Below are 24,633 nucleotides of genomic sequence, written 5' to 3' on the forward strand. Positions count from 1 at the left end.
AAATCGGAACTTTTTTCCGAAGAAATTCTTAACGGGAACGATAAAGCCGGTAATATTGCAGGACACGGGTTACGTAGCGGCGGGTCTCGGGGAAGGGAGGAAGGCCTTGGTAGCGGCGCACGGCCTCGGGGCCGGCGTGGTAGGCCGCCAGGGCCAGACGCAGGTCTCCGAACTCCAGAAGAAGCCTCTTGAGAAAGCGGGCCGCGGCCCGGAGATTTTCCCGGGGGTTAAAGGGTTGGCTTACCCCGAGGGTTTTTGCGGTCTCAGGCATGAGTTGCATGAGCCCCAGGGCCCCCTTGGGGGAGACCGCCCGGGGATTGAAGCCGGACTCCACCCGGGCCACCGCCTTAAGGAGCGCCGCATCCAGGCCCTCGGCCCGGGCCACCTCCTCAAAGAGAGCTTCCCAGGGGGTGGCCCTTCGGGGCCTGGGGCGAGGGGTACGCAGGTAAAGTTTCCAGCCGGGCCCCAGAGGAACATTGGTAAAGTAAACCCTTCCCTGAGGATCCACGTAGCGATAAATGTCGGCCCGGGCCGGGGCGGCCCAGAGGCCCAGACCTCCCAGGATCAGGATCAGGCCGAGGCTTCGAGAAAGGCCTTGCGGCATTTCTCACTGCAAAAATAATGGGTTTTTCCCTCTCGGGTAAGGGAAAGGGCCGAGCTTTTGGGACAGTAAACCCCGCAGACCGGGTCTTGGACCAACTCATCGGAAAGGGGCGCCGGCCCGGAGGGCTCCCGGCGGCCGAAAAGCCCCTTGAGGTCCTGAACCAGCCCCCGAGCTGCCCAGAAGACCAGAAAGATAAGTAGAAGAAGTAATCCCAGTCTCAGCATGGCTTTCCCCTCTTAGGGAGGGTAATCCTCCGCCCTTTAAAGGTCAAGCGGAAAGGGGCCCAGGCGCAGGATGCGGGGGCCGGGGGGCAGGGCCTTGAGGAGTTCGCCTGGGGTGCGGTCGAGGAGGGGGTGCCGCAGGTCCGGGGCGATTTCCGCCAGGGGGGCCAGCACAAAGGCCCGCTGGTGAAGCCGTGGATGGGGGACCTCTAAGACGCGCGCCCTGATCACCTCCTCTCCGTAGAGGAGAAGGTCAATGTCCAGCCTGCGGTCGGACATCTGGCCCGTGCGCACCCGTCCCAGGCGGGCCTCGATGGTCCAGCCCGCAAGGGCCAGCTCCCAGGCAGAAAGGCTCGTGCGCACGGCCACCACCAGGTTGTAAAACCAGTTTTCCGAAGAAAAACCCACGGGCTCGGTGAGGTAAACGGAGGAGACCGCGAGGATAGAAACCCCAGCCAGGGCCCGGAGATGCTCTAAGGCCTGCCGGAGATTTTCCTTCCGGTCTCCCAGATTGGAGCCCAGCCCCAGATAGGCCGTGACTAAAGGTTTAGGGAGGCCAGCCGTGTGAGGGCCTCCTCCAGGCGTTCTTTTCCTACGGTAAGGGCGATGCGGAAATAGCCCTCCCCCGGGGACCCGAAGCCGTTTCCCGGGGTGACCACGATCCCGGCCTCTTCGATGAGCCGGGCACAGAACTCCGCGGAGGTATATCCTTCGGGGACCCGCACCCAGAGGTAGAAGGTGGCCTTGGGGGGATAGACCTCAAAGCCGAGCCTGCGCAGCCCTTCGAGCATTACCCGTCGGCGCTCGTCAAAGATGCGCCGGTGCTCGGCTACACAGTCCTGGGGGCCGCTCAAGGCGGCAATTCCCGCCTCCTGCACCGCCTGAAAGCAGCCGGAGTCCACGTTATTCTTTACCGTAAGGAGGCCCTTTACCAGTTCGGGATTCCCCACGGCAAAGCCGATCCGCCAGCCGGTCATGCAGTAGGTCTTGGAAAGGCTGTGAAACTCGATGGCCACCTCTTTGGCCCCGGGGACCTCGAGGATGCTCGGGGGAAGGTAGTCCTCGTAGTAGAGCTCGCTATAGGCCGCATCATGGGCCACGATGAGGCCGTGCTCCCGGGCAAAGGACACCACCTCGGCCAGCCACTCGCGGGTGACCACCGCGGTGGTGGGGTTGTTGGGGTAGTTGAGCCAGAGGATCTTGGCCCGGGAAAGTACTTCTTCGGGAATGCGGGCGAGCTCCGGCCGAAAGTCGTTTTCGGCCAGAAGGGGAAGATAGTAGGTCTCCCCTCCGGCAAAGAGGGTCCCGATGTGGTAGACCGGATAGGCCGGAGTAGGGACCAGGACCACCTCTCCGGGATTCACGAAGGCCAGCGGGAAATGGGCGATGGCCTCCTTGGAGCCGATGAGGGTCACCACCTCGGTGGCCGGGTTCAGTTTCACCCCGAAACGGCGTGCGAACCACTCCGCCGCGGCCTCCCGGAAGGCTGGAAGCCCCGCACTGGAGGGGTAACGGTGATTTTCGGGCTTTTCCAGGGCCCGCTTTCCGGCCTCCACGATATGGGAAGGGGTGGGGAGATCCGGGTCCCCCACCCCGAGGTCGATCACGTCCACCCCTCGGGCGCGGGCCTCGGCCTTCTTGCGGTCCAGCTCCACGAAAAGATAAGGGGGAAGGGCCTTGAGCCGCTCGGAGAACTCAAACATTCCGGACCTCCTTATCCCACGGTCAGGCCACGATAACCTGCAGGTCTTCGGCCTTCCGGCGGGCCCCTTCGGTGATCCTCTCGCCGATGACCACCGGCAGTACCGGACAATCCAGGAGGCGGTTCAAAACCTCGTCCCGTCGCGCCGCACGCTCCACATCCTCCACATCCACCGTAAGGGAAACCTCCGCCGCCAGACAGGCCTCCACCCGGGATTCCTTGAGTTTTCCCTTCACCAGAACATCCAGCCGCAGAACCTCCAGGCGCTCCTCTTCGGTGATCCGTCCCTCCTCAAAGGCCTCATCCACCAGTTCCGCCACCTCTTCAGCCGCAATCACCCGACAGCGAAGAAGGATCCTCCCGAAATAGGAGGGCACCTTCTCCCTCACTTTGCGTTCAAAATTATCTCCCTTAAGCCTCGCCACGTCCTTCTTTAACTGTTTCACGTCCCTCTTTAATTCCTCCATATCCCTTTCCAGGCGGGACAGGCGGAACTCTTGGGCCCCCATGCGTCTTTCCAGTTCAGGATACCGATGTCTTAGGAATTCCTCAAATTTGCGGGGAAGCTCCAGAAGATCCGCCGTAAGGAGCACGGAACGCAGCTCCTCCAGCCACTCCGGATGGGTCCGGAGGACCCGCAAAAGATCACTGAAAGTACGGATCTCCGGGCTACCGCTCACGCTTGCCCTCGATGAACTCCAGGACCATTTGGCGGGCCTTCCAGTCCGGATACTGCTCCGGCGGGTGCTTCATGGTGTAGGCGGAGATGGAAAGAAGGGGCCCGCCGATTCCCCGATCCTTGGCCAGTTTGGCACAGCGGATGGCGTCCATGGCCGAGCCCGCGGAATTGGGAGAGTCCTCCACGCTGAGCTTGAGTTCGATATACATGGGCACCCCGCCGAAGAGTTCCCCCTCCAGGCGAATGTAGGCGATCTTGTTGTCCTTGAGCCAGGGCACATAGTCCGAGGGACCGATATGGATGTTCTCCTCCCCGAGGTCATAGGGGATGAGGCTTGAGACGGCCTCGGTCTTGGAGACCTTCTTGGTCTTAAGGCGCTCCCGGGCCAGCATGTTGAGAAAGTCCGTGTTCCCCCCGAAGTTGAGCTGATAGGTGCGCTTGATGGGCACCCCGCGGTCGATCATGAGCTGGGCCAGCGTGCGGTGGACAATGGTGGCCCCCACCTGGCTTTTGATGTCGTCGCCCACGGCGGGGATGCCCTCCTTGGCGAAGCGTTCCCCCCACTGGCGGTCCGAGACGATAAAGGTGGGCATAGCGTTCACGAAGGCCACCCCGGCCTTAAGACAGGCCTCGGCGTAAAAGCGGGCGGCCTCCTCCGAGCCTACGGGCACATAATTAATGAGCACATCAGCCCCGGTGTCTTTGAGCACGGCCACCACGTCCTCCAGTTCGTCCTCCTTCTGGTCGGAGAGCACGAAGGTGCGTCCCTCGGGATATTCCCTCATGTGGGAGGCGCAGCCGTCCAGGGTCTTTCCCCGGCGTACCGTGACCCCGGTCTTCGGGACATTCGGGTAAAAAACGGTGGTGCAGTTGGGAGGGGCGAAGATGGCTTCGGCCACGTCCTTGCCGACCTTGCGGGCGTCCACGTCCCAGGCGGCCACCACCTCTACATCCCAGGGGTGATAACCGCCGATGTCCGGGAACATCACGCCCTTGACCGCCTCAAGCCCCTTTTCTTTGTAATAGTAGATTCCCTGAATGAGGGAGCTGGCACAGTTTCCGACGCCCACTACGGCAAGCCTGACCTTCTTTTCCGCCATTTCCTCCCCTCCTTTCCCAGATTTTTTCCAAAAGCCGCGGGGAAAAAACGCTCAATAGAACGCCCTTCCCACGGACGCGGGCTACTTAGACTATAAATTTCCTCCGGCAAAAAGGCAAGAACTCGGGCTTCTCCAGTGGTCTATATACAGGGTTTCCCTAAAGGATTCTTTTTGGCAGAGTGTTGACAATTTTTGTCGAAGAAAGACAATTTTTGCCACAAAGGGAAGGGCCTTGGGCGGAGGTGTTCTCTATATTTACGTCTTTCTTTGGAGAGAGACTATCCCCTTTGTGGCACGGCCTTTGCTTAAAATAAGGTGGCCAAAAATTCTGTTAGGAGGTGTAAGCCATGGTTAGGAAGGTTAGGGAAAGGCAGGAAAGGGAGAAGGGTTTTACCCTGGTGGAGCTGATGATCGTCATCGCCATCATCGCCATCCTGGCGGCGGTGGCCCTCAGCCAGTACAGCTCCTACAAGAACAAGGCCAAGGCCAAAGATCTGGTAGGGATAGCCCGTTCATGTGTCATGGAGATCGTAACTGAGTGTCAAGCTGATCCTTCTTTTAATAATGCGACCAGTTTGGAAAGCTGCCAGGACGCCACTTATGCTAACGGAACCAAGTATCTACAATCGGGCACTATAAAGTTTACTAATAGTTTTTCCAGTTGTAGTTCTAATTTTGACGTGACGGTGGAAGGTCAGATCGTAGGTGGACCTACTTATGAAGTTACTTGTACTTACGATGTAAATACAAATGATGTTTCTTGCGGGGCACCGCGTAAACAATAATGTCTAACCGGGCCTTTACTCTGGTAGAACTTTTGGTAGTAGTGGCCATCCTGGCTATCCTGGCCGGGGTGGCCCTTTCTCAGTATTCCGCCTACAAAAATCGGGCCCGGGCCAAGGATCTTATTTCCTTGGCCGGGGCCTGTATCCACGAGATTCTGGCCTATTGTACTACGGATGCGGATTTTTCCTCTCCGCAGGATCTGGAAAACTGCCGCTCGCGCAACGCCACCCGTTGGCTTGAAACTGTAAGTTTCAACGCCACTCCGCCCTTTTCCAGTTTCTCCTGTAACCAGACCTTTACGGTTACCGCCAGTGCCCGCCTCAAGGGGACCGGCTTGACTTACGCGGTCTCCTGCACCTATGATGTTCAGGAGAAGGCCATTTCCTGTACCGGAGCACAGAAGGTTCCATGAGACGGGAGGCCTTTACCCTGGTGGAACTCATGATGGTGGTGGCCATTTTGGCCATCTTAGGGGCCGTCTCTTTTGTCGTCTATCGTCACTACTTCCGGGCGGCCTTCGAGGTGGACCCGGTCCAGGTCCTCCTTTCGGCCAAGCTGGCCGAAGAAGAATATTATGCCGACAACGGCCGCTATGCCTGCCAGATCGAGGACCTCTCGGGCTTTAACGACGGCAGTGCAGATAACAAATACTACCTGAACCAGGACAAAGATCCCCGCCGAAGGTTCTATGTTGAAGTGAGCGACTGTCCGGATAACGGGACCACCGGCTACACCCTGCATGTGAAAAACGAAACCACCGATCCCCAGTGGCAGATCGAGTGGGAGCTTTCCTGCAACGCTACGGCCAGCCTCGGGGCCTGCAAGCCCGTCCAGACCAAAGGGACCAGCATTTTCCGCAGCCTCTTTTAAACTCCCGGCCTAAAACCCTGGCGCACTCTTCCCTGACCTCTTTCCGCAAGGCTCCCTCCCTCACCGCCTTCGAACCATTTTCCGCAAGAGGGAGCGATCTTTTTAAAGCCTAAAACATTGAAATGGTCCAAAAGGTCACAACATCATGAAATAACTAACCTTCCTCCAAAAGAGTGGTGAACTCTTCTCTGGATAGTCCTGCGTCTTTAAGGATTCTGAGTAAGAGTCCTCTTTTGATGGTTTTGTGTCGGGGAATCGTAAGTGGTGGTTTGCCCGGTGCTTTAAGACGGACATGGCTTCCTTTTGTCTTGCTACATAGTAGCCGATCTTTTCCAATATCTTGATGAGATCGTCTCCGGATATTACGGGAAGTTTGCTCATCGAAGAGAAACGGACACCGTGGAAACCAGCACTTGCCGTGGTTCAGGAAGGGGCTCTCGGGAGTCCGCAAGATCTTCAAGGGTCAGAAGGATGGCTTCTTTTATGTTCTCCAGGGCCTCCCCTACGGTTTCCCCCTGGCTGTAACATCCAGGCAGTTCGGGACAGGAGACCACATAACCGCCCGAGGGATCGGGCTCCAGGATCACCGTAAAGTTCAAGACCTTATCTTTCATACCTTACCCTCCCTCACCCGTCCCGAATTCCCCGGGAATTTCCTCAACCCTGGCGCGCCCGGGAGGAGTCGAACCCCCAACCCTGGGATCCGAAGTCCCACGCTCTATCCAGTTGAGCTACGGGCGCGCTTTTAAAGTTTAATCTTCTTCCCGGGGAAGGGAAAGGCGGTCCCAGTCATCGGGAATGGTCTCGATGCGGGCCAGCTGCGGTTCGTGGAGGGGAAGAATAAGGTCGGCCATCTTCTTTATCCGCAGGGTCTGTTCGTAGGCCAGATAGGCGTCGGTGTGCACCCCGGGAGGGATGACCTCCCAGCCCAGGGCGCGCACCCGCCGTGGGGGCCAGTAATTCTCAAACAGGGTGCAGACTCCGGCAATGGCCGCCCGGCCCCGTTCGGTCTCTACCAGAACCGTCATGCCCCCCTTGGTGTGCCCCGGGGTGTGGATCATCCAGATTCCGGGAAGGATCTCCCGGTCCTCGGTGAGTTTCACGAACTGGCCTGCCTGGTCCAACTCCTCCACGAAGTCCGGGGCGTAGCGGAAATCAAGGGGGTGACCCCCATAGAGGGCTTCGAATTCCAGTTCGTGGGCGTAAAAGACCGCATTTTCGCATTTGAAATCGTTTTCACAGTGGTCGTTATGGAGATGGGTATGGAGAACAATATCGATATCTTTGGGGCTGAGGCCATAACGGGAAAGGGCCTCCTCAAAGCGATAAATCTTGGCCCCCAGGGCCTCTTCCCGGGCCTCGGTGATCACCGGCCCCAGGTAGCCGGTGTCCACTAAGACGGTCTTTTCCCCGCCCTCAATGAGCCAGCCGAAGACCGGCACATGGATCTCTTCTCCGTAACCGTATTGATAGGTCATGGTCCCCTTGTCAAAGATCTTGCTCCCCAGGACCAGGGGATGAATCCGATACCTGGCCATGGCCCCACCTCCTTGCTTTCTCTTTCTCCAATAATGGGTTTTCCGGGGGGCTTCGTCAAGGATATTTGAGGTCGAAAAAGAAACATTTTGAAAGAAAATTAAAGATCGTGAAGTAATGCGCGAAAGCCCACCAAGAAAATAGATCTCCTGCGGAGGTTCCTAAAAGTGGCCCTTTGGGCTCCTTTTTGGGAGGAGGGAAGCCTCTGGTAAGCTTCTTGACTTTTTAGCCATTTGGCTATATAAGTTAGAAAACCAAAACCCGAAAAGGAGGCGGTGGTGAAGCGGCTTGCCCGACGCCTGAAGGCCCTCGCCGACGGGACCCGCTTGAGGATCCTGGGGCTCCTTTCCGTGCGGCCCTGCTGTGTGTGTGAGCTGGCGGCCATCCTTGAGGTCTCCCAGCCCACGGTGACCCGACACCTTCAAAAACTGGCGGATGCCGGCTTCGTGCGGGCGGAAAGGCGGGGTTTTTTCCAGATCTATAGCCTCCACCCGGAGGACGAGGAGGCTGCGGCCTTTCTTTCTCTGGTTCTCGGGAGGCTTTCGGCTTCTCCGGAGATGGAGGACCTCCGGGAAAGGCTACGGCGGCTTGAGGTGGGCCCGCCCTTTTTGAGGGAGGCGGGCTGTGGATGCCCGGAGGAGGTGGAGCATGAAGGGGCTTAAGCGGCCTTTAGAGGTGGGACTTGCGGCGGTGGTCTTTCTTTTCTTCTACTTTTTCCCGGCCCGGGAGAGGGTCCTTTCCGGAGCCCAGGAGGCTCTCCTTCTTACGCACTGGTATGCCCGAGAACACGTGATCTTTTGCCTCATTCCGGCCTTTTTCATCGCCGGGGCCATCAGTGTCTTCGTTTCTAAGGAATCGGTCATGCGCTATCTCGGTCCCCAGGCCCCGAAACCCCTGGCCTACGGGGTGGCCTCGGTCTCGGGAACCATCCTGGCGGTCTGCTCCTGCACCGTGCTTCCCCTCTTTGCCGGAATCTATCTGAACGGAGCGGGTCTCGGTCCGGCCACCACCTTTCTCTATTCCGGGCCGGCCATAAACGTGCTGGCCATCGTCCTTACGGCTAGGGTCTTGGGGGCCTCCCTGGGGATGGCCCGGGCGGTGGGGGCCATCGGAGCGAGTATCCTCATCGGGCTTTTCATGGCCCTCCTTTTCCGGCATGAAGAGCGGGCTCGACTGGCGGAGTTCGCCCTGGAGGAGGTCCCCGAGGGGCGTCCCCTCTGGCAGAGCGTGCTTTTTATGGCCACTCTGGTGGCCATCCTGATCTTTGCCACCTGGGGGCACGGGACCGGGCTGTGGGCGAAGATCTACGCCTTCAAGTGGAAACTGGTGGCCCTTTCGGCGGCGGCCCTGCTGGTGGAACTTTACGCCTTTTTCGGGGTGGGGCTGGCCTGGCTTCTGGCCACGGTGGCCGTGGTGGCCTTCTTTGAGGGACTCTTTCCCGGGCACGCCTTTTCCTTTCTTTCCGGGGTAGCGGTACTTTCCCTGGCCCTGTGGCGCACCGGGGGTGAGGCCCGGGAATGGTTCGAGTCCTCCTACTGGCTGGGCCGACAGATCCTGCCCCTCCTTTTTGCCGGGGTGCTGGCGGCCGGATTTTTCCTGGGGCGGCCCGGGCACGAGGCCTTCATCCCCTCGCGCCTGGTGGCCGAGCTGGTGGGAGGAAACGGGCTAGCGGCCAATTTCTTCGCCGCCATCTCCGGGGCCTTCATGTACTTCGCCACCCTCACCGAGGTGCCCATTCTCCAGGGGCTTATCGGGGCCGGGATGGGGAAGGGGCCGGCCCTGGCCCTGCTTCTGGCCGGACCAGCGGTATCTCTTCCCAGCATGCTGGTTATTCGTTCGGTTTTGGGCACTAAGAAGACCGCGGCCTACGTGGCCCTGGTGGTGGTGATTTCCACCCTCTGCGGTTGGTTCTATGGCCATGTTTTCGGGGGCTAGAGGACAAATGATTATCAAGGGATGAAAAATCTGTAAAGGAGGTGGAGTTATGGCCAAGGAGATTAAGGTTCTCGGTCCGGGGTGTCCGCGGTGCGAAAGCCTTTACGACCATGTGGTCCTGGCCCTGGAGGAGTTGGGCCTTGAGGCCACGGTGGAGAAGGTCAAGGATCTGGGCCAGATTGCGGCCCACGGGGTGGTGAAGACCCCGGCCCTGGTGGTGGACGGAAAGGTGGTCTCCCAGGGTAAGGTCCTTTCCGTGGAGGAGATCAAAAAGCTCCTGAGTCAGAGCTAGGCCCTCTAAAAGGTCTTTCCTAAAGGCTTGGGTGAGAAGGGGGCCGTATGGCGAAGAGGGTCCTTTTTGTCTGCACGGAAAACGCCTGTCGGTCTCAGATGGCCGAGGCCCTGGCCAACCACTTTTTCAGGGACCGGGTTCGGGCCTTTTCCGCCGGGGTGCGTCCCAAGGAGGTGCACCCCCTGGCCCGGGAGGTCCTTTCCGAGCTGGGGATCGAGACCTCGGGCCTGCGTAGCAAGCACCTTGACGAGTTTTCCGGGGAGGAATTCGACCTGGTGGTTACCCTTTGCGATTCTGCGGCCGCGGAATGTCCCTACTTTCCCGGGGCCCGGCGGCGGATCCATCTTCCCTTTCCGGATCCGTCCCGGGAGGGCACGCCCGAGGCCTTCCGGCGGGTGCGGGATCTGATCCTGGCCGAACTCCGCAAACTTTTCGAGAAGGAGGGGCATTATGGCGGAACGTAAGAAACTGCGCTTTTTTGACCGTTACCTCACCTTGTGGATCTTCCTGGCCATGGTCTTCGGGGTCCTTTTAGGAAAGTTCGTCCCGGGGACGGCCCAGTTCCTGGAGCGCTTCCAGGTGGGGACCACCTCTATTCCTATTGCTATCGGGCTCATCCTCATGATGTATCCGCCTCTGGCTAAGGTGGCCTATGAGGAGCTCCCGGTGGTCTTTTCCAACAAACGCATGCTCCCCTCATCCAGAACTGGATCGTGGGGCCGGTGGTCATGTTCGTGCTGGCGGTCCTCCTTCTTCCGGATCATCCGGACTACATGATGGGGGTCATCCTGGTGGGGCTGGCCCGCTGCATCGCCATGGTCCTGGTGTGGAACGATCTGGCCGACGGCGACCGGGATCTGGCCGCGGGTCTGGTGGCCTTTAACGCCCTCTTCCAGGTCCTCACTTACTCCCTTTACGCCTACATCTTCCTTTACGTCATTGCCTGCCACCTGGGGCTTAAGGGCTGTATCGTCAAGGTCTCCATGTGGGAGGTGGCCAAGTCCGTCCTCATTTACCTGGGAATTCCCTTCGTGGCCGGACTTCTTTCCAACCAGATCCTCCGGCGCACCAAGGGCGACACCTGGTACTTCACCCGCTTCATCCCCCGTATCTCCTGGCTCACCCCCATCGCCCTCCTTTTCACCATCGTGGTCATGTTCTCCCTCAAAGGGCAATTTATCGTGGACCTTCCGGTGCACGTCCTGCGGGTGGCCCTGCCTTACATCGGCTACTTCTTCATCATGTGGTTTGCCACCTTTTTTATCGCCTACAAGATGGGAGTCGACTATCCCAAGACCACGGCCGTGGCCTTTACCGCGGCCAGCAACGACTTCGAGCTGGCCATCGCCGTGGCCGTGGCGGTCTTCGGTTTGCAGTCCGGCCAGGCCTTCGCCACGGTGATCGGGCCTCTGGTGGAGGTCCCGGTCCTCATTTCCCTGGTGAACGTGGCCTGGTACTTCCGTCGGAGGCTTTACGGTGAAACCTCTTAGTCTGATTCTTTTGGTCCTTTTTGGTTTTCTCTCCCCGGCCCTGGCCGGGGAGACCCTTACCCTGGAGGAGGCCCGGCATCTGGCCCTCAAGGCCAATCCGGAGATCCTGGCCCGGGGGCACGAAGTCTCTGCGGCCCGGGCCGCCCGTCGGGCAGAATGGGGAAGGCTCCTTCCCCAGGTGGATCTTCTGGCCCAGTATCGGCGCCTGAGCGATCCCCAGGCGGTGATCCCCATCAAGGGGCCCGGACAGTTCCCGGCCTTTAGTCGTGATCTTTACGATTTCGCCTTTACCCTGAGCCTTCCGCTTTACGAGGGTGGGCGTCTCCGGCGTCGGGTGCGCATTGCCGAGCTGGAGACCGCTTTTCGGGAGAGCCTCCGTCGCCAGACGGCCCTTGACCTTCTGGCCAATGTGGAGGAGACCTTCTATCTGGGTCTCTACCTTAAGGACCTCATCTCTGCCCAGGAAAAGAGCCTGGAGGCCTTGCGGAGGCTTTATCGGGAGACCCGGCTCAAGGAGCGGCTCGGAAGGGTTCCGCCCCTTGATCGTTTGCGCATGGAGACCCAGCTCAAGGCCGAGGAGGCCGCCCTTGCGGCAAGCCGCGAGGCCCTGGTGCGGGCCAAGGAGGCCCTGGCGGTCCTCCTGGGCCGGCCCCCGGCCACGGACTTTGAGCTTTCGGGGGAGCTTCCCTCAGCTGAAGGAGCCCCTCCGGAGCCGGACTGGGAGAGGGTGCTTTCCTGCCGTCCGGATCTGGCTGCGGCCCGGGCTGCCCTTTCCCAGGCCCGGGAGGCCGTGCGCCTGGCCTGGGGGGAGCACCTTCCGGCCCTGGAGCTCTTTTCCGATTATGGACGGCGCGCCGGAGCGGGGCTCAACCATAGCGAGGAGGTCTGGGAGGCGGGGCTGCGCTTACGGCTTAACCTTTTCAGCGGAGGGACCATTTCCTCCCGGGTGGCCGAGGCCCGGGCCCGGGAGCTTGCCGCCCGGGAACGCCTGCGGGCCACGGAGCTTTCCGCCCGCAGGGAGGTGGCCGCGGCCTTAAGTCTCCTTTCCCAAAGCCTGGCCGAGGTCGAGCACTACCGGGCGGCCCTGGCCAGCGCCCGGGAGGCTTTTCGGGTGGAAAGCCTCAAATACCGCACCGGAGCCGGCACGGTCACGGACACCCTCTTGGCGCAGGCGGCCTGGTTTCAGGCCGAGGCCGATCTCCACCGGGCCTTCTTTGACTATGCCAAGGCCTGGGTAGCCTACCGCCGGGCCACGGCCGGGATCGCCGGAAGCCTCCTCAAGCTTCCCTGTGCGGTAGCCCAAAGTGCCGAAAAAGGAGTCCAGCCATGAAGCGTTTTTTCAGGATCCTGGTGCCCGTTTTCGTTTTGATCCTTCTGGTGGCCGGAGGGGTGAGGCTCATCAAAAGGCGCCGGGCGGCTTTAAGGAAGCTCCCTCCGCCCCAGGCTGCGCCCCTGCCCCTTGAGGCCGCCCGGGTGCAGGTGGGGCCCTTTGAGGTCACGGAGCACTACCTGGGGGAGATCCGGCCCTTCCTTTCCGCGCGCCTCTCCTCCCGTCTTTCCGGCTATCTCCTTGAGGTGCGGAAGTACGAGGGGGACCCAGTGAGAAAGAGCGAGGTGCTTGCCCGCATCGACGACCACGAACTTCAGGCCCGCATCCAGAGCCTTGAAAGACAGGTGGCCGCGGCGGAGGCCGAATTCCTGGCTCGCAAACACACCTTCGAACGCGACCGGGTCCTTTACCAGAACCGGGCCATCTCTCAGGAGGCCTTTGAGAATTCCCGGGCGGCCTTCAAAAAGGCGGAGGCCACTTTGCACACCCTTCGGGCGGAACTGGCCTCGGCCCGGGCCGATCTAACCTATACCCTGATCCGGGCCCCATTTTCGGGGGTGATCACCCGCAGGCTCAAAGAGCCCGGGGACCTGGTGACCCCGGGGACCCCCATCCTGGAAATGGAGGCTCCGGAGAAGGGCTACCGCATCTTTGTCTCCGTACCCCAGGCGCGGGCGGCGGCCCTCCGAGCGGGAACCCGGGCTTATCTCCGAGAGGACAGACAAAGGCTTCCGGTGAAGGTCTTCAGGGTGCATCCGGCGGTGGGGGCCGGGGAATTGGCCACGGTGGAGATCCGGGTGGCGAAGCGGCCCTTCGGGCTTCCCTCCGGGGCCCGGGTGGGGGTGGACCTGGTGGTCAAAGATCTGCCCCGGGCCGCCATCGTGCCCCTTAAGAGTCTTCTGGAAAATGTGAATCGGGCCTACGTTTTCCGTTTAAGGCCGGAGAAGGGAGCGCTCGCCCAGGTGGAGGTGGTGCCGGTGAGGGTCCTGGGTCGCTCCGGGGAAAGGGTGGCGGTCTCCGGGGCCCTTTCCCAGGGGGATCTGGTGGCCGTGGCCGAGGAATCTACCCTCCTTCGCCTTCATCCGGGGGAAGTGGTGAGGGTGGTGCCATGACCTTCGTTGAGCGTTATTTGCGCAATCCTTATCTGGTCACCCCCTTTCTCCTCCTGGGGGTCATTCTGGGCTTCCTGAGTTTCCGGAAGCTTCCCCTGAACCTCTTTCCGGACGTAAACTACCCGCGCATCGCCGTGGTTCTGGTCTGGCCCGGGGCCTCGGCCGAGGATATGGCCGACAAGGTGGCCCGGCCGGTGGAAAAGGAGCTTTCCACCCTGGACCTGGTGCGCAAGGTGGAGTCCTCCTCGCGGGACGAGGTCTCTGCAGTCTCCGTGGAGTTTGACTATAAGAAGGGGCTCGACTCCGCGGAGGTGGATGTGCAGGCGGCGCTGAACCGCATCTGGGCCTCCCTTCCCCGGGGGCTCCTGCCGCCCCGTATTTTTCGGGTAAGTGATGCCACGGTGCCTGCGGTTACCCTGGCCGTTTCCCCTAAGCCGGGAAGCCACCTGGATCTGGCCAAGGTGCGCCAGATCGCAGACAACGAACTGCGGGAGGCCCTGCTGCGTATTCCGGAGATCGCCCAGGCCGAGGTCTTCGGGGGGTACTTCCCGGAGGTGCGGCTGGAGGTGGACCGCGACCGCCTCAAGCGCTACGGTCTCACCTTGGCCCAGGTGCTGGCCGCAGTTTACGCCCAGAACCGCAATCTCCCCGCGGGAGTCATCTACCGTACCCGGGACCAGATCCTGATCAAGGTGGCTGGCGAACGGCTGGAAAAGCGCCGGCTGGAGGACCTGGTGGTGGCCGAAAGGGGCGGGGCGGAGATCCATCTGCGGGATGTGGCCCGGGTGCGCACCCTTTACGCCGAAAGGCTCAGTTTCTTTCATGGAAACGGTCGGCCGGCCATCGGGATCAACCTCTTGCGCGCAGAAAAAGGCCATGTGACCGAGGTCTTCCGCGCCCTTCATCGGGAGCTTCCTCGCCTGAAAAAGGAGTTTCCGGAGCTTTCCTTCGAGATCGCCGACACCCAGGAGAACCTCATTCACACCTCCATCTCCAACATGATCGATGCCCTGCGGGATGCGGTAATCCTTACCGTGGCCGTGATCTTCTTCTTCCTGGCCCGCATCCGGCTGACCCTCCTTGCGGCCATCTCCATCCCCTTCACTTACTTCATGACCTTTTTCGGCATGCGGCTCCTGGGCTTTGAGCTCAACATCGTGACCCTCACCGCGGTGATCGTGGCCGTGGGTCTTCTCCTCGATGACGCCATCGTGGTCATGGAAAACATCGAGCGCCATACCCGCCTGGGGCTTACCCCGCGTCAGGCGGCCATCTCCGGAACCAACGAGATCTGGCTGGCGGACTTTGCCGGGACCTTCACCACGGTGATCGTTCTCATTCCCATTATGTTCATCGGGGGCTACGTGCAGCGGGTCCTGCGCCAATTCACCGTGGTTTTGGCCCTGGCCCTTCTGGCCTCCTACGTGGTCTCCATCACGGTCATTCCCCTTCTCTCCCAGTACCTCCTTAAACGGGGCGAGGAATTCAACTTCCTGGAAAGGCTGGTCTCCCGGGCCAATCATCTTCTTCTAACCCCGCTTCAGGACTTTTTCGTGGGTCTTTTCCACCGGGCCAGGCGCCTGCGGGTGCTCTGGATCCCTCCGGCCATGATCCTCCTCATGATCTCCATGCGGGTGGTGATGCCCCTTGCCGGTCGGGACCTCATGCCTCCCATGGACACGGGGATCATCAAGATTTCCTTTGAGACGGGGCCCAATCTCTCCCTGGACCAGGTGGAGGCCATCGTAAGCCGCATGGAGCAGATCATCCAGAAGTCGCCGGGCTATCTGCGCATGGCCACCATGGTGGGAAGTGAGCCGGGGGTGATCAGCTTCGGGGCCGAGCGCACCCCTCAGCAGGGCCTCATCACCGTCCATTTCGTGGACCGCTTCCACCGTAAGGAGAGTATCTGGGAGATCGAAGAGCGCCTGCGCCGGGAGTTTTCCAAGATCCCCGGCCTCAAGTATGCCCATGTTTACGATTTCGGGGCCACGCCCTTTTCCTCCATCGCCGCCCCGGTGGACGTGATGATCAGTGGTCCGGACCCTCAAGTGCTCGATCACTTGGCCGAGGAGGTGAAGTCCCGGCTCCTTAAAGTGCGGGGGCTGACCACGGTCTCCCGTAGTTGGGATATGGAAAAGCGTGAGGTCTGGGTGATCCTGGATCTCGAACGCCTCCAACACTACGGTTTAAATCCTCTTGAGGTCTCCCAGGCCCTGCGAGCGGCCTTCTCCGGAGCTATAGCCGGCATATTGCGCGTCCCGGGAGAGGACGGCTACACCCTCCGGGTGCGCTTTCGGGAGGAGGCCCGGGTGCGGCTTTCGGATCTGCGCACCTTCCTCCTTTCCAGTCCCCGCGGGCCGGTGCCCCTTTCGGAAGTGGCCCGTTTTCGCCTGGTGAAGACCCTCACCGTATGGCAGCGGGAAAACCTTCTGCCGGTGGTGGATGTTCTGGGCTACCGGGCCACTTCGGCCATCACCCATCTCCAGACCCAGGTGAATCGCCTCCTGGCGGGCCTTCCTCTCCCTCCGGGCTACCGCATAAGCCAGGAGGGGGAGATCAAACCCATGAAAGAGGCCTTCGGGCGCCTGCGCAAGGCCCTGATTATTGCCCTCATCCTCCTCTACTTCTCCCTGGTTCCCACCTTTCGGTCCTTCCTTACCCCGGTGACCATCATGGTGGCCATACCCCTTTCCCTCATCGGGGCGGCCTGGGCGCTACTCATTATGGGCAAGCACTTCTGTATGCCGGCCATGATGGGGGTGATCCTTCTGGCAGGGGTCGTGGTCAACAACTCCATCATCCTTATCGACTTTATTGAGAAGGCCCGGGCCGCGGGCAAGGACCGACTCACGGCCATTGAGGAATCCATCCGGGTGCGCACCCGGCCCATCCTCATGACCGCCGCAGGAACCATCACCGGCATGCTCCCTATTGCCGCCGAAAGGGCCCTGGGCCTGGAAAGGTTGTCACCACTTGCGGTGGTGGCCATCGGGGGTCTGGCGGTTTCCACCTTGCTAACCCTCTTTTACGTGCCTCTCTTTTATACCCTGCTGGAGGACCTGCGAAATAAGATCCTCGGGAGGAAGCCATGAATTCCGCCCTCCTTCCGCATCTTTCTACGGCCCACTGGGAACCTGTCCTCACCCTTTCCCTCATCGGGGCCGGGGTGGTGGGGGCCTTCCTGGGGGCCCGCTTCACCAGTCTTTACGTGCCGGGGAATCGTCTGAAACAGCTTTTCGGGATCTTGATCGTGGTCATGACCGCTTACAAAGTTTATACTCTGCTAGGAGGTTAGTGATGAGAAGAAGGGTGGCTATACTTTTGGTGATCTGCTTTTGGGCGGGGGCGGCCTTCGCCGCGGAAGGGTCCACGGACAATACTCCGGACTGGTTCTTTCCGGAGTGGGCGGCCCGGGCCCCGAACAATAGGCCTATTCGAGTGCTGGATACCGACTCCCCTCTGGGGCGCTATTCCCTCAAGACCAAGGAGATCGGGCTCAAGGATCTGGCCCGCATGCACGGGCATCTCTGCGACGGGCTGGTGATGGCCTTTCTGGGTATCCGTTATGCCTTGGAGCATCTCTTTCCCCAGGGGGTGGTGGACCGCACAGACCTCCGCGTGGTCACCCGTAACAGTCCCTGCTTTGTGGACGCAGCCACCCTTATGACCGGGGCCCGGATCAACTTCATGACCGTAAGGATGGACAATTCCCTTAAAAGGGAGTGGATCGTGCAGCGCATTTCCACCGGGGAGACCTATCATGTAAGGCTCCGTCCGGGAGTCTTTCCTCCGAATTTGGCCCGATTGGAAAAAAAGATCAAAGAAATGCGCAAGAAAGGTCTGCCGGTTTCTGCTGAATTGATAGACCGTTATGAAGCTGCCATGTGGGCCTACAATCGTAAGCTCCTTTATACTCCGGTCCAAGAACTCTTTGAAATAAAAAAAGCTCCCCCATTACAAATTCCATTTTCTGGATCTCTTTGGCCCCCGGGGAGACATAATCAACAAGAACATGCCCCGGAGTAAAGCAACACAATAAATGAAAAAAGAGATCCTCAAGTTTGTAAGGGAGAGGGAAAAGGTCGAGGGGGGCTTTGGGGCTACGCCACGGCTTCCGGCCACGGTGGAGGACACCTATTTTGCGGTGCGCACCCTGGAGGAGCTTTCCGCCCTCACCCCGAGGACCCTTTCCGGAGTCAGGGCCTTCCTGGAAAAGAACCTTCCCGGGCGCACCACTCAGCCCCCGGTCCTCAGACGCTGGCTCTGGCTGGCCCGAAGGGTGGGACTCAAGCCCCCGGAAAAACTAAAAGATCTTCTTTCCGGCTTTCTGCGCCGGATTCCTCCCCGCCGGGGAAAACCCGAGGTCCTCTCCGCCCTTTACGAGAGTGCGCTTCTTCTGGGCCTTCCGGCCCCTGAGGGTCTCCGGAAGGCCGCCTGCGCCCTCCGCCCCCGCACCCTCTTTGACCTCTACCATCTGGCGCGGGTGGCCCCGGAGCTCCTCACCGAAGAGCGTCTCCGGTGGGTGCTTGCGGCCCGCAATCCGGACGGAGGCTTCGGTTTCTTTCCCAGGACCACTTCCTTTCTGGAAAATACCTATTTTGCCGTGCGCCTCCTTACGAGAGGCGGAAGGGACCTTCCCCAGCCGGAAAGGACCCGGCTTTTCGTGGAGCGCTGTTTCCGCAAAGGGGGCTTTGCCCGGGCCCCCGGAGGGATCCCCTTTTTGGAAACGACCTGTTACGGGGTGTATCTTTTAAGACGCCTCGGAGGAGAGATCTGAGATGGGAGAGCTTATCTGCTATTGTTTTGGTTATACCTACGAGGATCTCAAGGAGGATTTTCGGCGCCACGGGCGCTCCACCATTTTAGAGAAGATCCTGGCGGCCAAAAAGGCCGGGGCCTGCGAGTGCGCCCACAAGAATCCCAAAGGTCGGTGATGTCTTCCCGACCTCCAGCGGGCGCTGGAGAGGATCATGTCCGAAGGCGCTTCCCGGTAACCGGGTCAAAGAGATGGAGATTTCGGGGCTCGCCATGAAATTCCAGCTCCTGGCCCAGAGAGACCGGGAAGTCTTCCGGGACCAGGGCCCGGATCTCCCGGGAGCCTGTCCTCAGGAAAAGGACCTTTTGCGGGCCCAGGGGCTCCACCAGGACCACCTTTCCTTTGAGGGTTATCTCTCCCTTTCCGGGTCTTAAGTCTTCCGGCCGCAGGCCTACCTCTATCGGACCTTGATAAGAAACCTCTAGGGGAAAGCGCAGGTCTCCCTCCTCGGAGGTAAAGATTCCGTCCTCGAGGTGTCCTTTAAAGAAATTGATCCGAGGAAGCCCCACGAAACGGGCCACAAAGCGGTGGGCGGGTCGATGGTAGACTTCTTCCGGGGGGCCCAGCTGGCGAATCTCCCCACTTTCCATCACCGCTACCAGATCGGCCATGGTCAGGGCCTCGATTTGGTCGTGGGTCACGTAAAGGACCGTGGCCTCAAGCCTCCGGAAAAGGCGCTTCAGTTCGCTGCGGGTCTCCTCCCGGATCTGGGCATCGAGGTTGCTCAAGGGTTCGTCCAGGAGGAAGACCTCCGGCTCCCGCACCAGGGCCCGGGCCAGGGCCGTGCGTTGCTGCTGGCCTCCAGAAAGCTCCCGGGGATAGCGTTCAAGGAGGTCCTCAAGGCCCAAAAGGCGGGCTACCTCCCGCACCCGCCGGTCTATCTCCTGGCGGGGAAAGCCCCGGAGCTTGAGGCCCAGGGCGATGTTCTGATAGACGGTGAAATGAGGATAAAGGGCGTAATTCTGAAAGACCATGGCCACGTTGCGTCGGGCCGGGGGCACCCCGTCTACTCTGCGTCCGGCGATGAAGATCTCGCCTCTGTCCGGCTCCTCCAGTCCGGCCACCAGCCGCAGGAGGGTGCTCTTTCCACAACCCGAAGGCCCGAGGACCGCTAGAAACTTCCCCCGGGGAAGGGCCAGATCCACCTTTCGCAGGGCCGGGACCCGCCCTCGGAGATAGCTCTTGGAGACTCCTCGCAGTTCAAGCTGGATCATCCCTTAACCCTTTACCGCCCCGGCGGTGAGCCCCTCCAGGATCCAGCGCTGAAAGAGGGCCGTAAGGAGGATCACCGGAAGGGTGGTGAGGGCCACCGCGGCGTTGATCTCCCCCCAGGGGATCTCGTAGGCCGAGGTCCCGCTGAGCATGGCGATCCCCACGGGAACGGTGTAACGGCTCTGGTCCGGAAGTAGGGTGAGGGCGATGAGAAACTCGTTCCAGCAGAAGATGAAGGTTAGCACCGCACACACCGCAAGTCCGGTGCGGCTGAGAGGCAAAATGATCCGGAAGAGGATACCCAGGCGGCTGAGGCCGTCCAGGAGGGCGGCCTCGTCCAGTTCCCGGGGCACCCGGCTGAAGGCCGCATAGAGCATCCACACCGCAAAGGGAAGGTTGAGGAGGGCGTAGCTCAGGGCCACCCCCAGAAGGTGGTTGACCAGCCCCAGGGCTCTTACGGCCATAAAGATGGGGATCACCAAAAGGGTGGGCGGAAGGATGGCCCCGGCCAGAAGCCACCACTGCAGGGAAAGGGCCCTTTCCACCGGAAGATACCGCAGGCGGAAGGCCGCGAGGCTTCCCAGAAAGAGACAAAGGAGCGTCCCGCCCCCGGCCACAAGAAGGCTATTCAGCACGTAGCGTCCAAAGGGCCTTTTCACCCACACTCGGTAAAAGTTTTCCAGAGAAAGGGGCCAGGGGAAGTAGGTGAGGGGAAGGGAGAAGACCCTCTCCGGGGGCTTCAGGGCTGTGACCACCGTCCAGTAAAAGGGAAAAAGGCAGTAGGCCGCGGCCAGGGTTCCTAACAAGATTAAAATCGGGCGTTTCATCTTCTTCTTTCATACTCCAGGGTGGTCAGCCGCACAATGAGAAAGCTCAGGCCGATGAGGGCTAGGAAAAAGAGGGCCGTAAGAAAAAGGGCGTAGCCCAGGTCGTCGTAGCGGAAGGCCAGATCGTAGAGGTAAAGACAGAGGGTGCGGGTGCCGTCAGCGGGCCCGCCCCGGGTGAGCACCCAGATGAGGTCGAAGATCCCTAGGGCCTGAAGGAGCCGGAAGATGAGGGCTACGCGGAGAAAGGGAAGAAGCAGGGGAAGGTCCAGGTAGAAAAATCTTTTCACCGGACCGGCCCCGTCCACAGCCAGGCTCTCTTTGAGCTCCCGGGGCACGGAGTAAAGTCCGGCCAGGAGGATGAGGACCACGAAGGGGGTGGTCTTCCAGACGTCAGCCAGGATGGCTGACCACATGGCTCCGCGGGGGCTGGCCAGCCAGTCCACGGGATGGGCCAGGACTCCGGCCCGCACCAGGAGATCGTTGATCACCCCGAAAGGATTGTTGAGCATCCACTGCCAAGAAAGGGCCATGACCGCCGTGGGAAGGGCCCAGGGGATGAGGACGGAAAGCCTCACCCAGGTCCTCCCGGGAAAGGGGGCGTAAAGGAGAAGGGCCAGGAAGAGCCCCAGGGCGAACTCGAGAAAGACCGAAACCAGGCCGAAAAAGAGGGTGTTTTTCAGGGTCTTGCGCAGTTCGTAGTCCAGGAAAAGCCTTTTCGCAAGGCCGGTTTCCGGTTCTTCCACGATGAATTTCAGGGTGCGGGAGAGGGCCGTAAGGGCCTCGCGGGGGCTTTCCACCCCGGCAAGCACCGCACTTGCATGTTTCTGCAGGGTGTCGCTTATGCGGGGGTAGGCGGGATGGACCGGACGCGGCCGGGCCCTCTCTAGGAGGGGGGCCAGGTCTTGAAGATAGGGACTTTGGCGCAGGAGATCCGGGTCTTGGAAAAGGTCCCTCCGGGCCGGAAGCCAGCCCCGACGGAGGTGGAGGATCTTCTGGGCCTCGGCCGAAGTAGCAAATTTGATAAAGGCCAAGGCCGTCTCCGGGGCCTTGGTGCCGCGGGCGATCCCTAGCCCCCAGCCCCCGAGGGTCCCGGCCGAAAGGTGCCCCTTTCGGGTCGGAAGCGGGGCCAGCCCCACCTTCCCCCGCAGGGGAGAACCCTTGCGGTTAATGATCCTCCAGGCGTAGGGCCAGTTGCGCATAAAAAGGGCCCGCCCCTGGAGAAAAAATTCCAGGGAGTGCTGTTCCTGAAAGGAGAGCACTGCCCGGGGAGAAAGCCCATCTTTTACCAGGTGCTTAAGGAAATTGAGGGTCCAGAGGCCCGCGGGGGAATTAAGGGCCGGCCTTCCCCGGGGGTCGAAGACCCGGCCCCCGGCCCCCCAGAGAAACTCCAGGAAATTGCAGGTTAGCCCCTCATACTGCATCCCCTGAAAGACCAGGCAATAAAGCCCCGGAGGGTGAGCGTAGCGCCGGCAGAGATCTTCCAGTTCCTTCCAGGTGCGGGGAGGGTAGGGAAGGAGGTCCCGCCGCCAGTAAAGCACACCCACGTCCGTGGTCACCGGAAGGCGGTAGAGGTGCCCCCGGTAGTAGCCGGCCTTGAGGGCCCCGGGGAAAAAGGCCCGGGCCTCCCGGGGGCTCAGCCAGCGATCCAGGGGCAGAAGCCAGCCCCGGGCGGCAAACTTGGCCGTCCAGGTCACATCCATATAGACGATCTCGAAGGGGTCCCCGCTCAGGAAGGAGCGGATATACATGTTCTGGCGGTCGTCGGTGGACCAGGGTCCGGAGAGGTACTGGATACGGATTTGAGGGTGCCGGGCCTCAAAACGCCGGATAATCTCCGCCCAGGCCCCGTTCACATCCTCCGGTCCCACCATCCTCAGGGTTACGGGACGGGCCCCTCCTGAGGCCCAGAAAAAGACCAGAATGAGAAAAAGAACCCTCCTACCCAACAGACCCTATTTTATCACTCCGGAGCCCTTCTTAAATGCCTTCCGGGCCCCTAAAGATTTGCTCAAATTTTAAGCAGGCCTTGCCCAAATTTTAAACAAACCTATTGAGCCCCTCTCCCATAAGTCCCCAATTTTTCGTCAAAAATTTTTGGTATTCCGGTTGCTTAAAAATGGGGGCCATCAAAAACTCAAGGAGGCGGACTATGGCCATTATCGACGTCCAATGGACGGAGGCCCGCGTGCGCATGATGGAGGATCTGGAGCGGGCCCTCCGCAAGCCTATTGAGAAGCGCCGCTGGGCCATGGTGATCGACCTCGGCAAGTGTATCGGGTGCACGGCCTGCACCACGGCCTGTGTGGCGGAGAACCATCTTCCGCCCGGGGTGGTGTACCGGCCGGTGATCTACGAGGAAACGGGGAAGTTTCCCAATGTAAGGGCCCGTTTCATCCCGCGGCCCTGTATGCACTGTGATCATCCGCCTTGCACCAAGGTCTGTCCGGCTATCGCCACCTGGAAGCGTCCGGACGGGATCGTGGTGGTGGATTATCACAAGTGCATCGGGTGCCGCTACTGCATAGTGGCCTGCCCTTACAGCGCCCGCACCTTTGACAAGGGTTATTACTGGTGCGATGGGACCCCGGAGATCCCGGCCTACGAAAAACTTCCGGCCTTCGAGTACGGAAAGGTCTGGCCGCGGGAAAAGCGGGAGGAGTCTCCGGTGGGCAATGTGCGCAAGTGTCACTTCTGTATGCACCGCATTGACAAGGGGCTTCTTCCGGCCTGTATGGTGACCTGCCTCGGGGATGCCACCTATTTCGGGGACGCCAACGATCCCAAGTCCCTGGTCTCCGAGCTGATCGGCTCCCCGCGGGCGGTGCGGCTTAAGGAACACATGGGCACCAAGCCCTTCGTCTTCTACCTAATTTAGGGGGCAAAAGGAGGGATAAGGATGAGAGACGGCCTTAAAAAACTGGTCTGGCTGGTAGCCATTGTCCTTTTCGTGGTGGGTTTTTACGGCCTTTATGCACGCCTTACCTACGGGCACCGCATGGCCGACTACGGCTCCTATGTGACCTGGGGGCTGTGGGTGGCGGCCTACATCTATTTTATCGGTCTTTCCGCGGGAGCCTTTTCCCTCTCCACCCTGGTCTATGTTTTCGGGGTGAAAAGGCTTGAGCGCATCGGGAAACTGGCCCTCTGGACGGCCTTTGCCTGCTTGATCGCGGCCCTCCTTTCCATCTGGTTCGATATCGGACACCTGTGGCGGGCCTGGCGCATCCCCACGCATTGGCCCGTCTCCATGATGAGCTGGATGGCCGTCCTTTACAGCGCCTACTTCCTCCTGATTCTGGTCGAGATCTGGTTTGCTATGCGCAAGGACCTCGTCGAGAGGGCCCAGCAGGGTTCGGCCTTCTGCTCCTTTCTCACCTTTGGGAGCCGCGACACTTCCCCGGAGGCCCTGGCCCGGGATAAGAAGGTCCTCAAGGTCCTGGGGATCATCGGTATCCCTCTGGCCACGGCCTTCCACGGAGGAGTGGGTACGCTCTTTGCCGTGGTGGCGGCCAAGCACCACTGGCACAGCGGCCTCACCCCCATCGTCTTTCTCGTGGGCGCGCTCCTTTCCGGGGCGGGCCTTCTCATCTTTGCCACCTATATCTGGGGCCCCGAGGAGGAGGCTGAACGCAACGAAATGATCAAATTCATGGGCTACATCCTCATCGGTCTTATCTGCTTCGACTTTCTCCTGGAGATTGCGGAATTTCTGGTGGGCTCCTACGCCAAGGTGCCTGAGGAGTATCTTCCCATCCGCTATATCATTCTCGGCTATTACGGGAAGTACTGGTACACCTTCTGGATTGTCCACTTCCTGGGTGGGGTGATTCTCCCCATCCTTTTGGCCTGGAGCCGCAAGCCCGGGGCGGTGGCCCTGGCCGGGCTCCTGGTGGCGGTGACCTTCCTCTCCGTGCGCTTGAACATCGTGGTCCCCGGACAGGTGGTCCCGGAGATCAAGGGTCTGGAATGGGCCTTTTTCGGCCCGGGCCTCAAGTACTTCTATTTCCCCACCCTGGAGGAATGGCTCCTTACCGCCTGGGTTACGGGCCTGGGCATGCTGATCTTCCTGGTGGGGGAGAAGCTTCTCCCCGTAAGTGCCAACAAAAACTGATTCAAGG

Annotated in this window: 27 protein-coding genes, 1 tRNA gene and 2 pseudogenes; 17 read left to right on the forward strand and 13 right to left on the reverse strand. The window is 60.5% G+C overall.

Annotated elements, in window-relative coordinates; translation table 11 throughout:
- Positions 1 to 28: 28 nt before the first annotated feature.
- The 6 genes from FVE67_RS06750 to FVE67_RS06775 are packed head-to-tail and all read right to left on the reverse strand — an operon-like array spanning position 29 to position 4,306.
- Positions 29 to 604 carry a lytic transglycosylase domain-containing protein gene (locus tag FVE67_RS06750; protein ID WP_168719859.1) on the reverse strand — a complete coding sequence of 192 codons (576 nt, stop codon included), beginning with the start codon at positions 602 to 604 and terminating at the stop codon, positions 29 to 31.
- Positions 571 to 828, reverse strand: coding sequence for a YHS domain-containing protein (locus FVE67_RS06755; protein WP_168719860.1), 258 nt, complete (start codon positions 826 to 828; stop codon positions 571 to 573). Before FVE67_RS06755 ends, FVE67_RS06750 begins: the two co-directional genes overlap by 34 nt.
- 36 nt (positions 829 to 864) lie before the next feature.
- Positions 865 to 1,353: a 2-amino-4-hydroxy-6-hydroxymethyldihydropteridine diphosphokinase gene (folK, locus tag FVE67_RS06760; RefSeq protein ID WP_168720355.1), complete on the reverse strand. Its 489-nt coding sequence runs from the start codon at positions 1,351 to 1,353 to the stop codon at positions 865 to 867.
- Positions 1,354 to 1,364: 11 nt separating this feature from the next.
- Entirely contained in the window at positions 1,365 to 2,528 is a 1,164-nt protein-coding gene (locus FVE67_RS06765; RefSeq protein WP_168719861.1) for an LL-diaminopimelate aminotransferase, read from the reverse strand.
- Between the two features lie 22 nt (positions 2,529 to 2,550).
- Positions 2,551 to 3,207 (reverse strand): hypothetical protein, encoded by a 657-nt coding sequence (locus tag FVE67_RS06770; RefSeq protein WP_168719862.1) that lies wholly within the window; start codon positions 3,205 to 3,207, stop codon positions 2,551 to 2,553.
- Positions 3,197 to 4,306 carry an inositol-3-phosphate synthase gene (locus FVE67_RS06775; RefSeq protein ID WP_168719863.1) on the reverse strand — a complete coding sequence of 370 codons (1,110 nt, stop codon included), beginning with the start codon at positions 4,304 to 4,306 and terminating at the stop codon, positions 3,197 to 3,199. The genes FVE67_RS06770 and FVE67_RS06775 overlap by 11 nt, the downstream gene beginning before the upstream one ends.
- 347 nt (positions 4,307 to 4,653) lie before the next feature.
- Here FVE67_RS06775 and FVE67_RS09480 point away from each other — a divergent pair, with 347 nt between their 5' ends.
- Genes FVE67_RS09480 through FVE67_RS06790 form a run of 3 tightly spaced genes read left to right on the forward strand, consistent with a single transcriptional unit; the run spans position 4,654 to position 5,962 of the window.
- Complete coding sequence (locus FVE67_RS09480; RefSeq protein ID WP_281347172.1) at positions 4,654 to 5,091, forward strand: prepilin-type N-terminal cleavage/methylation domain-containing protein; 438 nt, start codon at positions 4,654 to 4,656, stop codon at positions 5,089 to 5,091.
- Positions 5,091 to 5,504 carry a type IV pilin protein gene (locus FVE67_RS06785; protein ID WP_168719864.1) on the forward strand — a complete coding sequence of 138 codons (414 nt, stop codon included), beginning with the start codon at positions 5,091 to 5,093 and terminating at the stop codon, positions 5,502 to 5,504. Before FVE67_RS09480 ends, FVE67_RS06785 begins: the two co-directional genes overlap by 1 nt.
- Positions 5,501 to 5,962 (forward strand): type IV pilin protein, encoded by a 462-nt coding sequence (locus tag FVE67_RS06790; protein ID WP_168719865.1) that lies wholly within the window; start codon positions 5,501 to 5,503, stop codon positions 5,960 to 5,962. The genes FVE67_RS06785 and FVE67_RS06790 overlap by 4 nt, the downstream gene beginning before the upstream one ends.
- Before the next feature lie 154 nt (positions 5,963 to 6,116).
- Here the strand turns inward: FVE67_RS06790 and FVE67_RS09555 are convergent.
- The 4 genes and pseudogenes from FVE67_RS09555 to FVE67_RS06810 form a co-directional block, all read right to left on the reverse strand.
- Positions 6,117 to 6,343 (reverse strand): annotated as a pseudogene (locus FVE67_RS09555) (type II toxin-antitoxin system HicA family toxin).
- Positions 6,340 to 6,576, reverse strand: a complete 237-nt coding sequence (locus FVE67_RS06800) for a type II toxin-antitoxin system HicB family antitoxin (RefSeq protein ID WP_246167862.1) — start codon at positions 6,574 to 6,576, stop codon at positions 6,340 to 6,342. The pseudogene FVE67_RS09555 and the gene FVE67_RS06800 overlap by 4 nt, the downstream one beginning before the upstream one ends.
- A gap of 50 nt (positions 6,577 to 6,626) precedes the next feature.
- Positions 6,627 to 6,703: transfer RNA gene (locus tag FVE67_RS06805), tRNA-Arg, on the reverse strand.
- An 11-nt stretch (positions 6,704 to 6,714) separates the two neighbouring features.
- On the reverse strand, positions 6,715 to 7,500 hold the full coding sequence (locus tag FVE67_RS06810) for an N-acyl homoserine lactonase family protein (RefSeq protein WP_168719866.1): 786 nt from the start codon (positions 7,498 to 7,500) through the stop codon (positions 6,715 to 6,717).
- A gap of 276 nt (positions 7,501 to 7,776) precedes the next feature.
- Here FVE67_RS06810 and FVE67_RS06815 point away from each other — a divergent pair, with 276 nt between their 5' ends.
- The 12 genes and pseudogenes from FVE67_RS06815 (at position 7,777) to FVE67_RS06870 (ending at position 18,594) form a co-directional block, all read left to right on the forward strand.
- Positions 7,777 to 8,160, forward strand: a complete 384-nt coding sequence (locus tag FVE67_RS06815; protein WP_168719867.1) for an ArsR/SmtB family transcription factor — start codon at positions 7,777 to 7,779, stop codon at positions 8,158 to 8,160.
- Positions 8,147 to 9,433: a permease gene (locus FVE67_RS06820; protein ID WP_168719868.1), complete on the forward strand. Its 1,287-nt coding sequence runs from the start codon at positions 8,147 to 8,149 to the stop codon at positions 9,431 to 9,433. Before FVE67_RS06815 ends, FVE67_RS06820 begins: the two co-directional genes overlap by 14 nt.
- A 49-nt stretch (positions 9,434 to 9,482) precedes the next feature.
- Positions 9,483 to 9,725, forward strand: coding sequence for a thioredoxin family protein (locus tag FVE67_RS06825; protein ID WP_168719869.1), 243 nt, complete (start codon positions 9,483 to 9,485; stop codon positions 9,723 to 9,725).
- 47 nt (positions 9,726 to 9,772) lie between these two features.
- Complete coding sequence (locus tag FVE67_RS06830) at positions 9,773 to 10,189, forward strand: arsenate reductase ArsC (RefSeq protein WP_168719870.1); 417 nt, start codon at positions 9,773 to 9,775, stop codon at positions 10,187 to 10,189.
- A pseudogene (arsB, locus tag FVE67_RS06835) lies at positions 10,176 to 11,215 on the forward strand (ACR3 family arsenite efflux transporter). Before FVE67_RS06830 ends, arsB begins: the two are co-directional and overlap by 14 nt.
- Positions 11,202 to 12,545, forward strand: a complete 1,344-nt coding sequence (locus tag FVE67_RS06840) for a TolC family protein (RefSeq protein WP_168719871.1) — start codon at positions 11,202 to 11,204, stop codon at positions 12,543 to 12,545. Before arsB ends, FVE67_RS06840 begins: the two are co-directional and overlap by 14 nt.
- Positions 12,542 to 13,657, forward strand: a complete 1,116-nt coding sequence (locus tag FVE67_RS06845; RefSeq protein ID WP_168719872.1) for an efflux RND transporter periplasmic adaptor subunit — start codon at positions 12,542 to 12,544, stop codon at positions 13,655 to 13,657. The genes FVE67_RS06840 and FVE67_RS06845 overlap by 4 nt, the downstream gene beginning before the upstream one ends.
- Entirely contained in the window at positions 13,654 to 16,752 is a 3,099-nt protein-coding gene (locus tag FVE67_RS06850; protein WP_168719873.1) for an efflux RND transporter permease subunit, read from the forward strand. Before FVE67_RS06845 ends, FVE67_RS06850 begins: the two co-directional genes overlap by 4 nt.
- The gene (locus FVE67_RS06855) at positions 16,749 to 16,955 is read left to right on the forward strand and encodes a hypothetical protein (RefSeq protein ID WP_168719874.1); all 207 of its coding nucleotides are present in this window, start codon (positions 16,749 to 16,751) and stop codon (positions 16,953 to 16,955) included. The genes FVE67_RS06850 and FVE67_RS06855 overlap by 4 nt, the downstream gene beginning before the upstream one ends.
- A gap of 2 nt (positions 16,956 to 16,957) precedes the next feature.
- Positions 16,958 to 17,686, forward strand: coding sequence for a formylmethanofuran dehydrogenase subunit E family protein (locus FVE67_RS06860; RefSeq protein ID WP_168719875.1), 729 nt, complete (start codon positions 16,958 to 16,960; stop codon positions 17,684 to 17,686).
- A 13-nt stretch (positions 17,687 to 17,699) separates the two neighbouring features.
- The gene (locus FVE67_RS06865) at positions 17,700 to 18,437 is read left to right on the forward strand and encodes a prenyltransferase/squalene oxidase repeat-containing protein (RefSeq protein ID WP_168719876.1); all 738 of its coding nucleotides are present in this window, start codon (positions 17,700 to 17,702) and stop codon (positions 18,435 to 18,437) included.
- A gap of 1 nt (position 18,438) precedes the next feature.
- Positions 18,439 to 18,594, forward strand: a complete 156-nt coding sequence (locus FVE67_RS06870) for a bacterioferritin-associated ferredoxin (protein WP_168719877.1) — start codon at positions 18,439 to 18,441, stop codon at positions 18,592 to 18,594.
- A 34-nt stretch (positions 18,595 to 18,628) separates the two neighbouring features.
- On the opposite strand, the gene FVE67_RS06875 is transcribed toward FVE67_RS06870, so the two are convergent.
- Genes FVE67_RS06875 through FVE67_RS06885 form a run of 3 tightly spaced genes read right to left on the reverse strand, consistent with a single transcriptional unit; the run spans position 18,629 to position 22,461 of the window.
- Positions 18,629 to 19,690, reverse strand: coding sequence for an ABC transporter ATP-binding protein (locus FVE67_RS06875; RefSeq protein ID WP_168719878.1), 1,062 nt, complete (start codon positions 19,688 to 19,690; stop codon positions 18,629 to 18,631).
- Between the two features lie 3 nt (positions 19,691 to 19,693).
- Positions 19,694 to 20,515, reverse strand: a complete 822-nt coding sequence (locus tag FVE67_RS06880) for a carbohydrate ABC transporter permease (protein ID WP_168719879.1) — start codon at positions 20,513 to 20,515, stop codon at positions 19,694 to 19,696.
- A complete protein-coding gene (locus FVE67_RS06885) occupies positions 20,512 to 22,461 on the reverse strand; it encodes an extracellular solute-binding protein (RefSeq protein ID WP_168719880.1) in 1,950 nt (649 codons plus the stop codon). The genes FVE67_RS06880 and FVE67_RS06885 overlap by 4 nt, the downstream gene beginning before the upstream one ends.
- A 203-nt stretch (positions 22,462 to 22,664) precedes the next feature.
- Here FVE67_RS06885 and FVE67_RS06890 point away from each other — a divergent pair, with 203 nt between their 5' ends.
- Together FVE67_RS06890 and nrfD are read left to right on the forward strand one after the other, a co-directional pair.
- A complete protein-coding gene (locus FVE67_RS06890; RefSeq protein WP_210534577.1) occupies positions 22,665 to 23,390 on the forward strand; it encodes a 4Fe-4S dicluster domain-containing protein in 726 nt (241 codons plus the stop codon).
- A gap of 21 nt (positions 23,391 to 23,411) precedes the next feature.
- Positions 23,412 to 24,626, forward strand: coding sequence for an NrfD/PsrC family molybdoenzyme membrane anchor subunit (gene nrfD / locus FVE67_RS06895; protein WP_168719882.1), 1,215 nt, complete (start codon positions 23,412 to 23,414; stop codon positions 24,624 to 24,626).
- The last annotated feature ends 7 nt before the right edge of the window (positions 24,627 to 24,633 follow it).

The organism is Thermosulfurimonas marina, from assembly GCF_012317585.1.
In the GTDB taxonomy this organism is placed as follows: domain Bacteria; phylum Desulfobacterota; class Thermodesulfobacteria; order Thermodesulfobacteriales; family Thermodesulfobacteriaceae; genus Thermosulfurimonas_A; species Thermosulfurimonas_A marina.

Bases quoted from the DNA above. Each gene is read 5' to 3' on its own strand.
- FVE67_RS09480 (WP_281347172.1), top strand. From the start codon at position 4,654: ATGGTTAGGAAGGTTAGGGAAAGGCAGGAAAGGGAGAAGGGTTTTACC.
- FVE67_RS06845 (WP_168719872.1), top strand. From the start codon at position 12,542: ATGAAGCGTTTTTTCAGGATCCTGGTGCCCGTTTTCGTTTTGATCCTT.
- nrfD (WP_168719882.1), top strand. From the start codon at position 23,412: ATGAGAGACGGCCTTAAAAAACTGGTCTGGCTGGTAGCCATTGTCCTT.
- FVE67_RS06870 (WP_168719877.1), top strand. From the start codon at position 18,439: ATGGGAGAGCTTATCTGCTATTGTTTTGGTTATACCTACGAGGATCTC.
- FVE67_RS06810 (WP_168719866.1), bottom strand. From the start codon at position 7,500: ATGGCCAGGTATCGGATTCATCCCCTGGTCCTGGGGAGCAAGATCTTT.
- FVE67_RS06850 (WP_168719873.1), top strand. From the start codon at position 13,654: ATGACCTTCGTTGAGCGTTATTTGCGCAATCCTTATCTGGTCACCCCC.
- FVE67_RS06880 (WP_168719879.1), bottom strand. From the start codon at position 20,515: ATGAAACGCCCGATTTTAATCTTGTTAGGAACCCTGGCCGCGGCCTAC.
- FVE67_RS06800 (WP_246167862.1), bottom strand. From the start codon at position 6,576: ATGAAAGATAAGGTCTTGAACTTTACGGTGATCCTGGAGCCCGATCCC.
- FVE67_RS06755 (WP_168719860.1), bottom strand. From the start codon at position 828: ATGCTGAGACTGGGATTACTTCTTCTACTTATCTTTCTGGTCTTCTGG.
- FVE67_RS06830 (WP_168719870.1), top strand. From the start codon at position 9,773: ATGGCGAAGAGGGTCCTTTTTGTCTGCACGGAAAACGCCTGTCGGTCT.
- FVE67_RS06820 (WP_168719868.1), top strand. From the start codon at position 8,147: ATGAAGGGGCTTAAGCGGCCTTTAGAGGTGGGACTTGCGGCGGTGGTC.
- FVE67_RS06875 (WP_168719878.1), bottom strand. From the start codon at position 19,690: ATGATCCAGCTTGAACTGCGAGGAGTCTCCAAGAGCTATCTCCGAGGG.
- FVE67_RS06785 (WP_168719864.1), top strand. From the start codon at position 5,091: ATGTCTAACCGGGCCTTTACTCTGGTAGAACTTTTGGTAGTAGTGGCC.
- FVE67_RS06790 (WP_168719865.1), top strand. From the start codon at position 5,501: ATGAGACGGGAGGCCTTTACCCTGGTGGAACTCATGATGGTGGTGGCC.
- FVE67_RS06865 (WP_168719876.1), top strand. From the start codon at position 17,700: ATGAAAAAAGAGATCCTCAAGTTTGTAAGGGAGAGGGAAAAGGTCGAG.
- FVE67_RS06860 (WP_168719875.1), top strand. From the start codon at position 16,958: ATGAGAAGAAGGGTGGCTATACTTTTGGTGATCTGCTTTTGGGCGGGG.
- FVE67_RS06825 (WP_168719869.1), top strand. From the start codon at position 9,483: ATGGCCAAGGAGATTAAGGTTCTCGGTCCGGGGTGTCCGCGGTGCGAA.
- FVE67_RS06890 (WP_210534577.1), top strand. From the start codon at position 22,665: ATGGCCATTATCGACGTCCAATGGACGGAGGCCCGCGTGCGCATGATG.
- FVE67_RS06765 (WP_168719861.1), bottom strand. From the start codon at position 2,528: ATGTTTGAGTTCTCCGAGCGGCTCAAGGCCCTTCCCCCTTATCTTTTC.
- FVE67_RS06855 (WP_168719874.1), top strand. From the start codon at position 16,749: ATGAATTCCGCCCTCCTTCCGCATCTTTCTACGGCCCACTGGGAACCT.
- FVE67_RS06750 (WP_168719859.1), bottom strand. From the start codon at position 604: ATGCCGCAAGGCCTTTCTCGAAGCCTCGGCCTGATCCTGATCCTGGGA.
- FVE67_RS06775 (WP_168719863.1), bottom strand. From the start codon at position 4,306: ATGGCGGAAAAGAAGGTCAGGCTTGCCGTAGTGGGCGTCGGAAACTGT.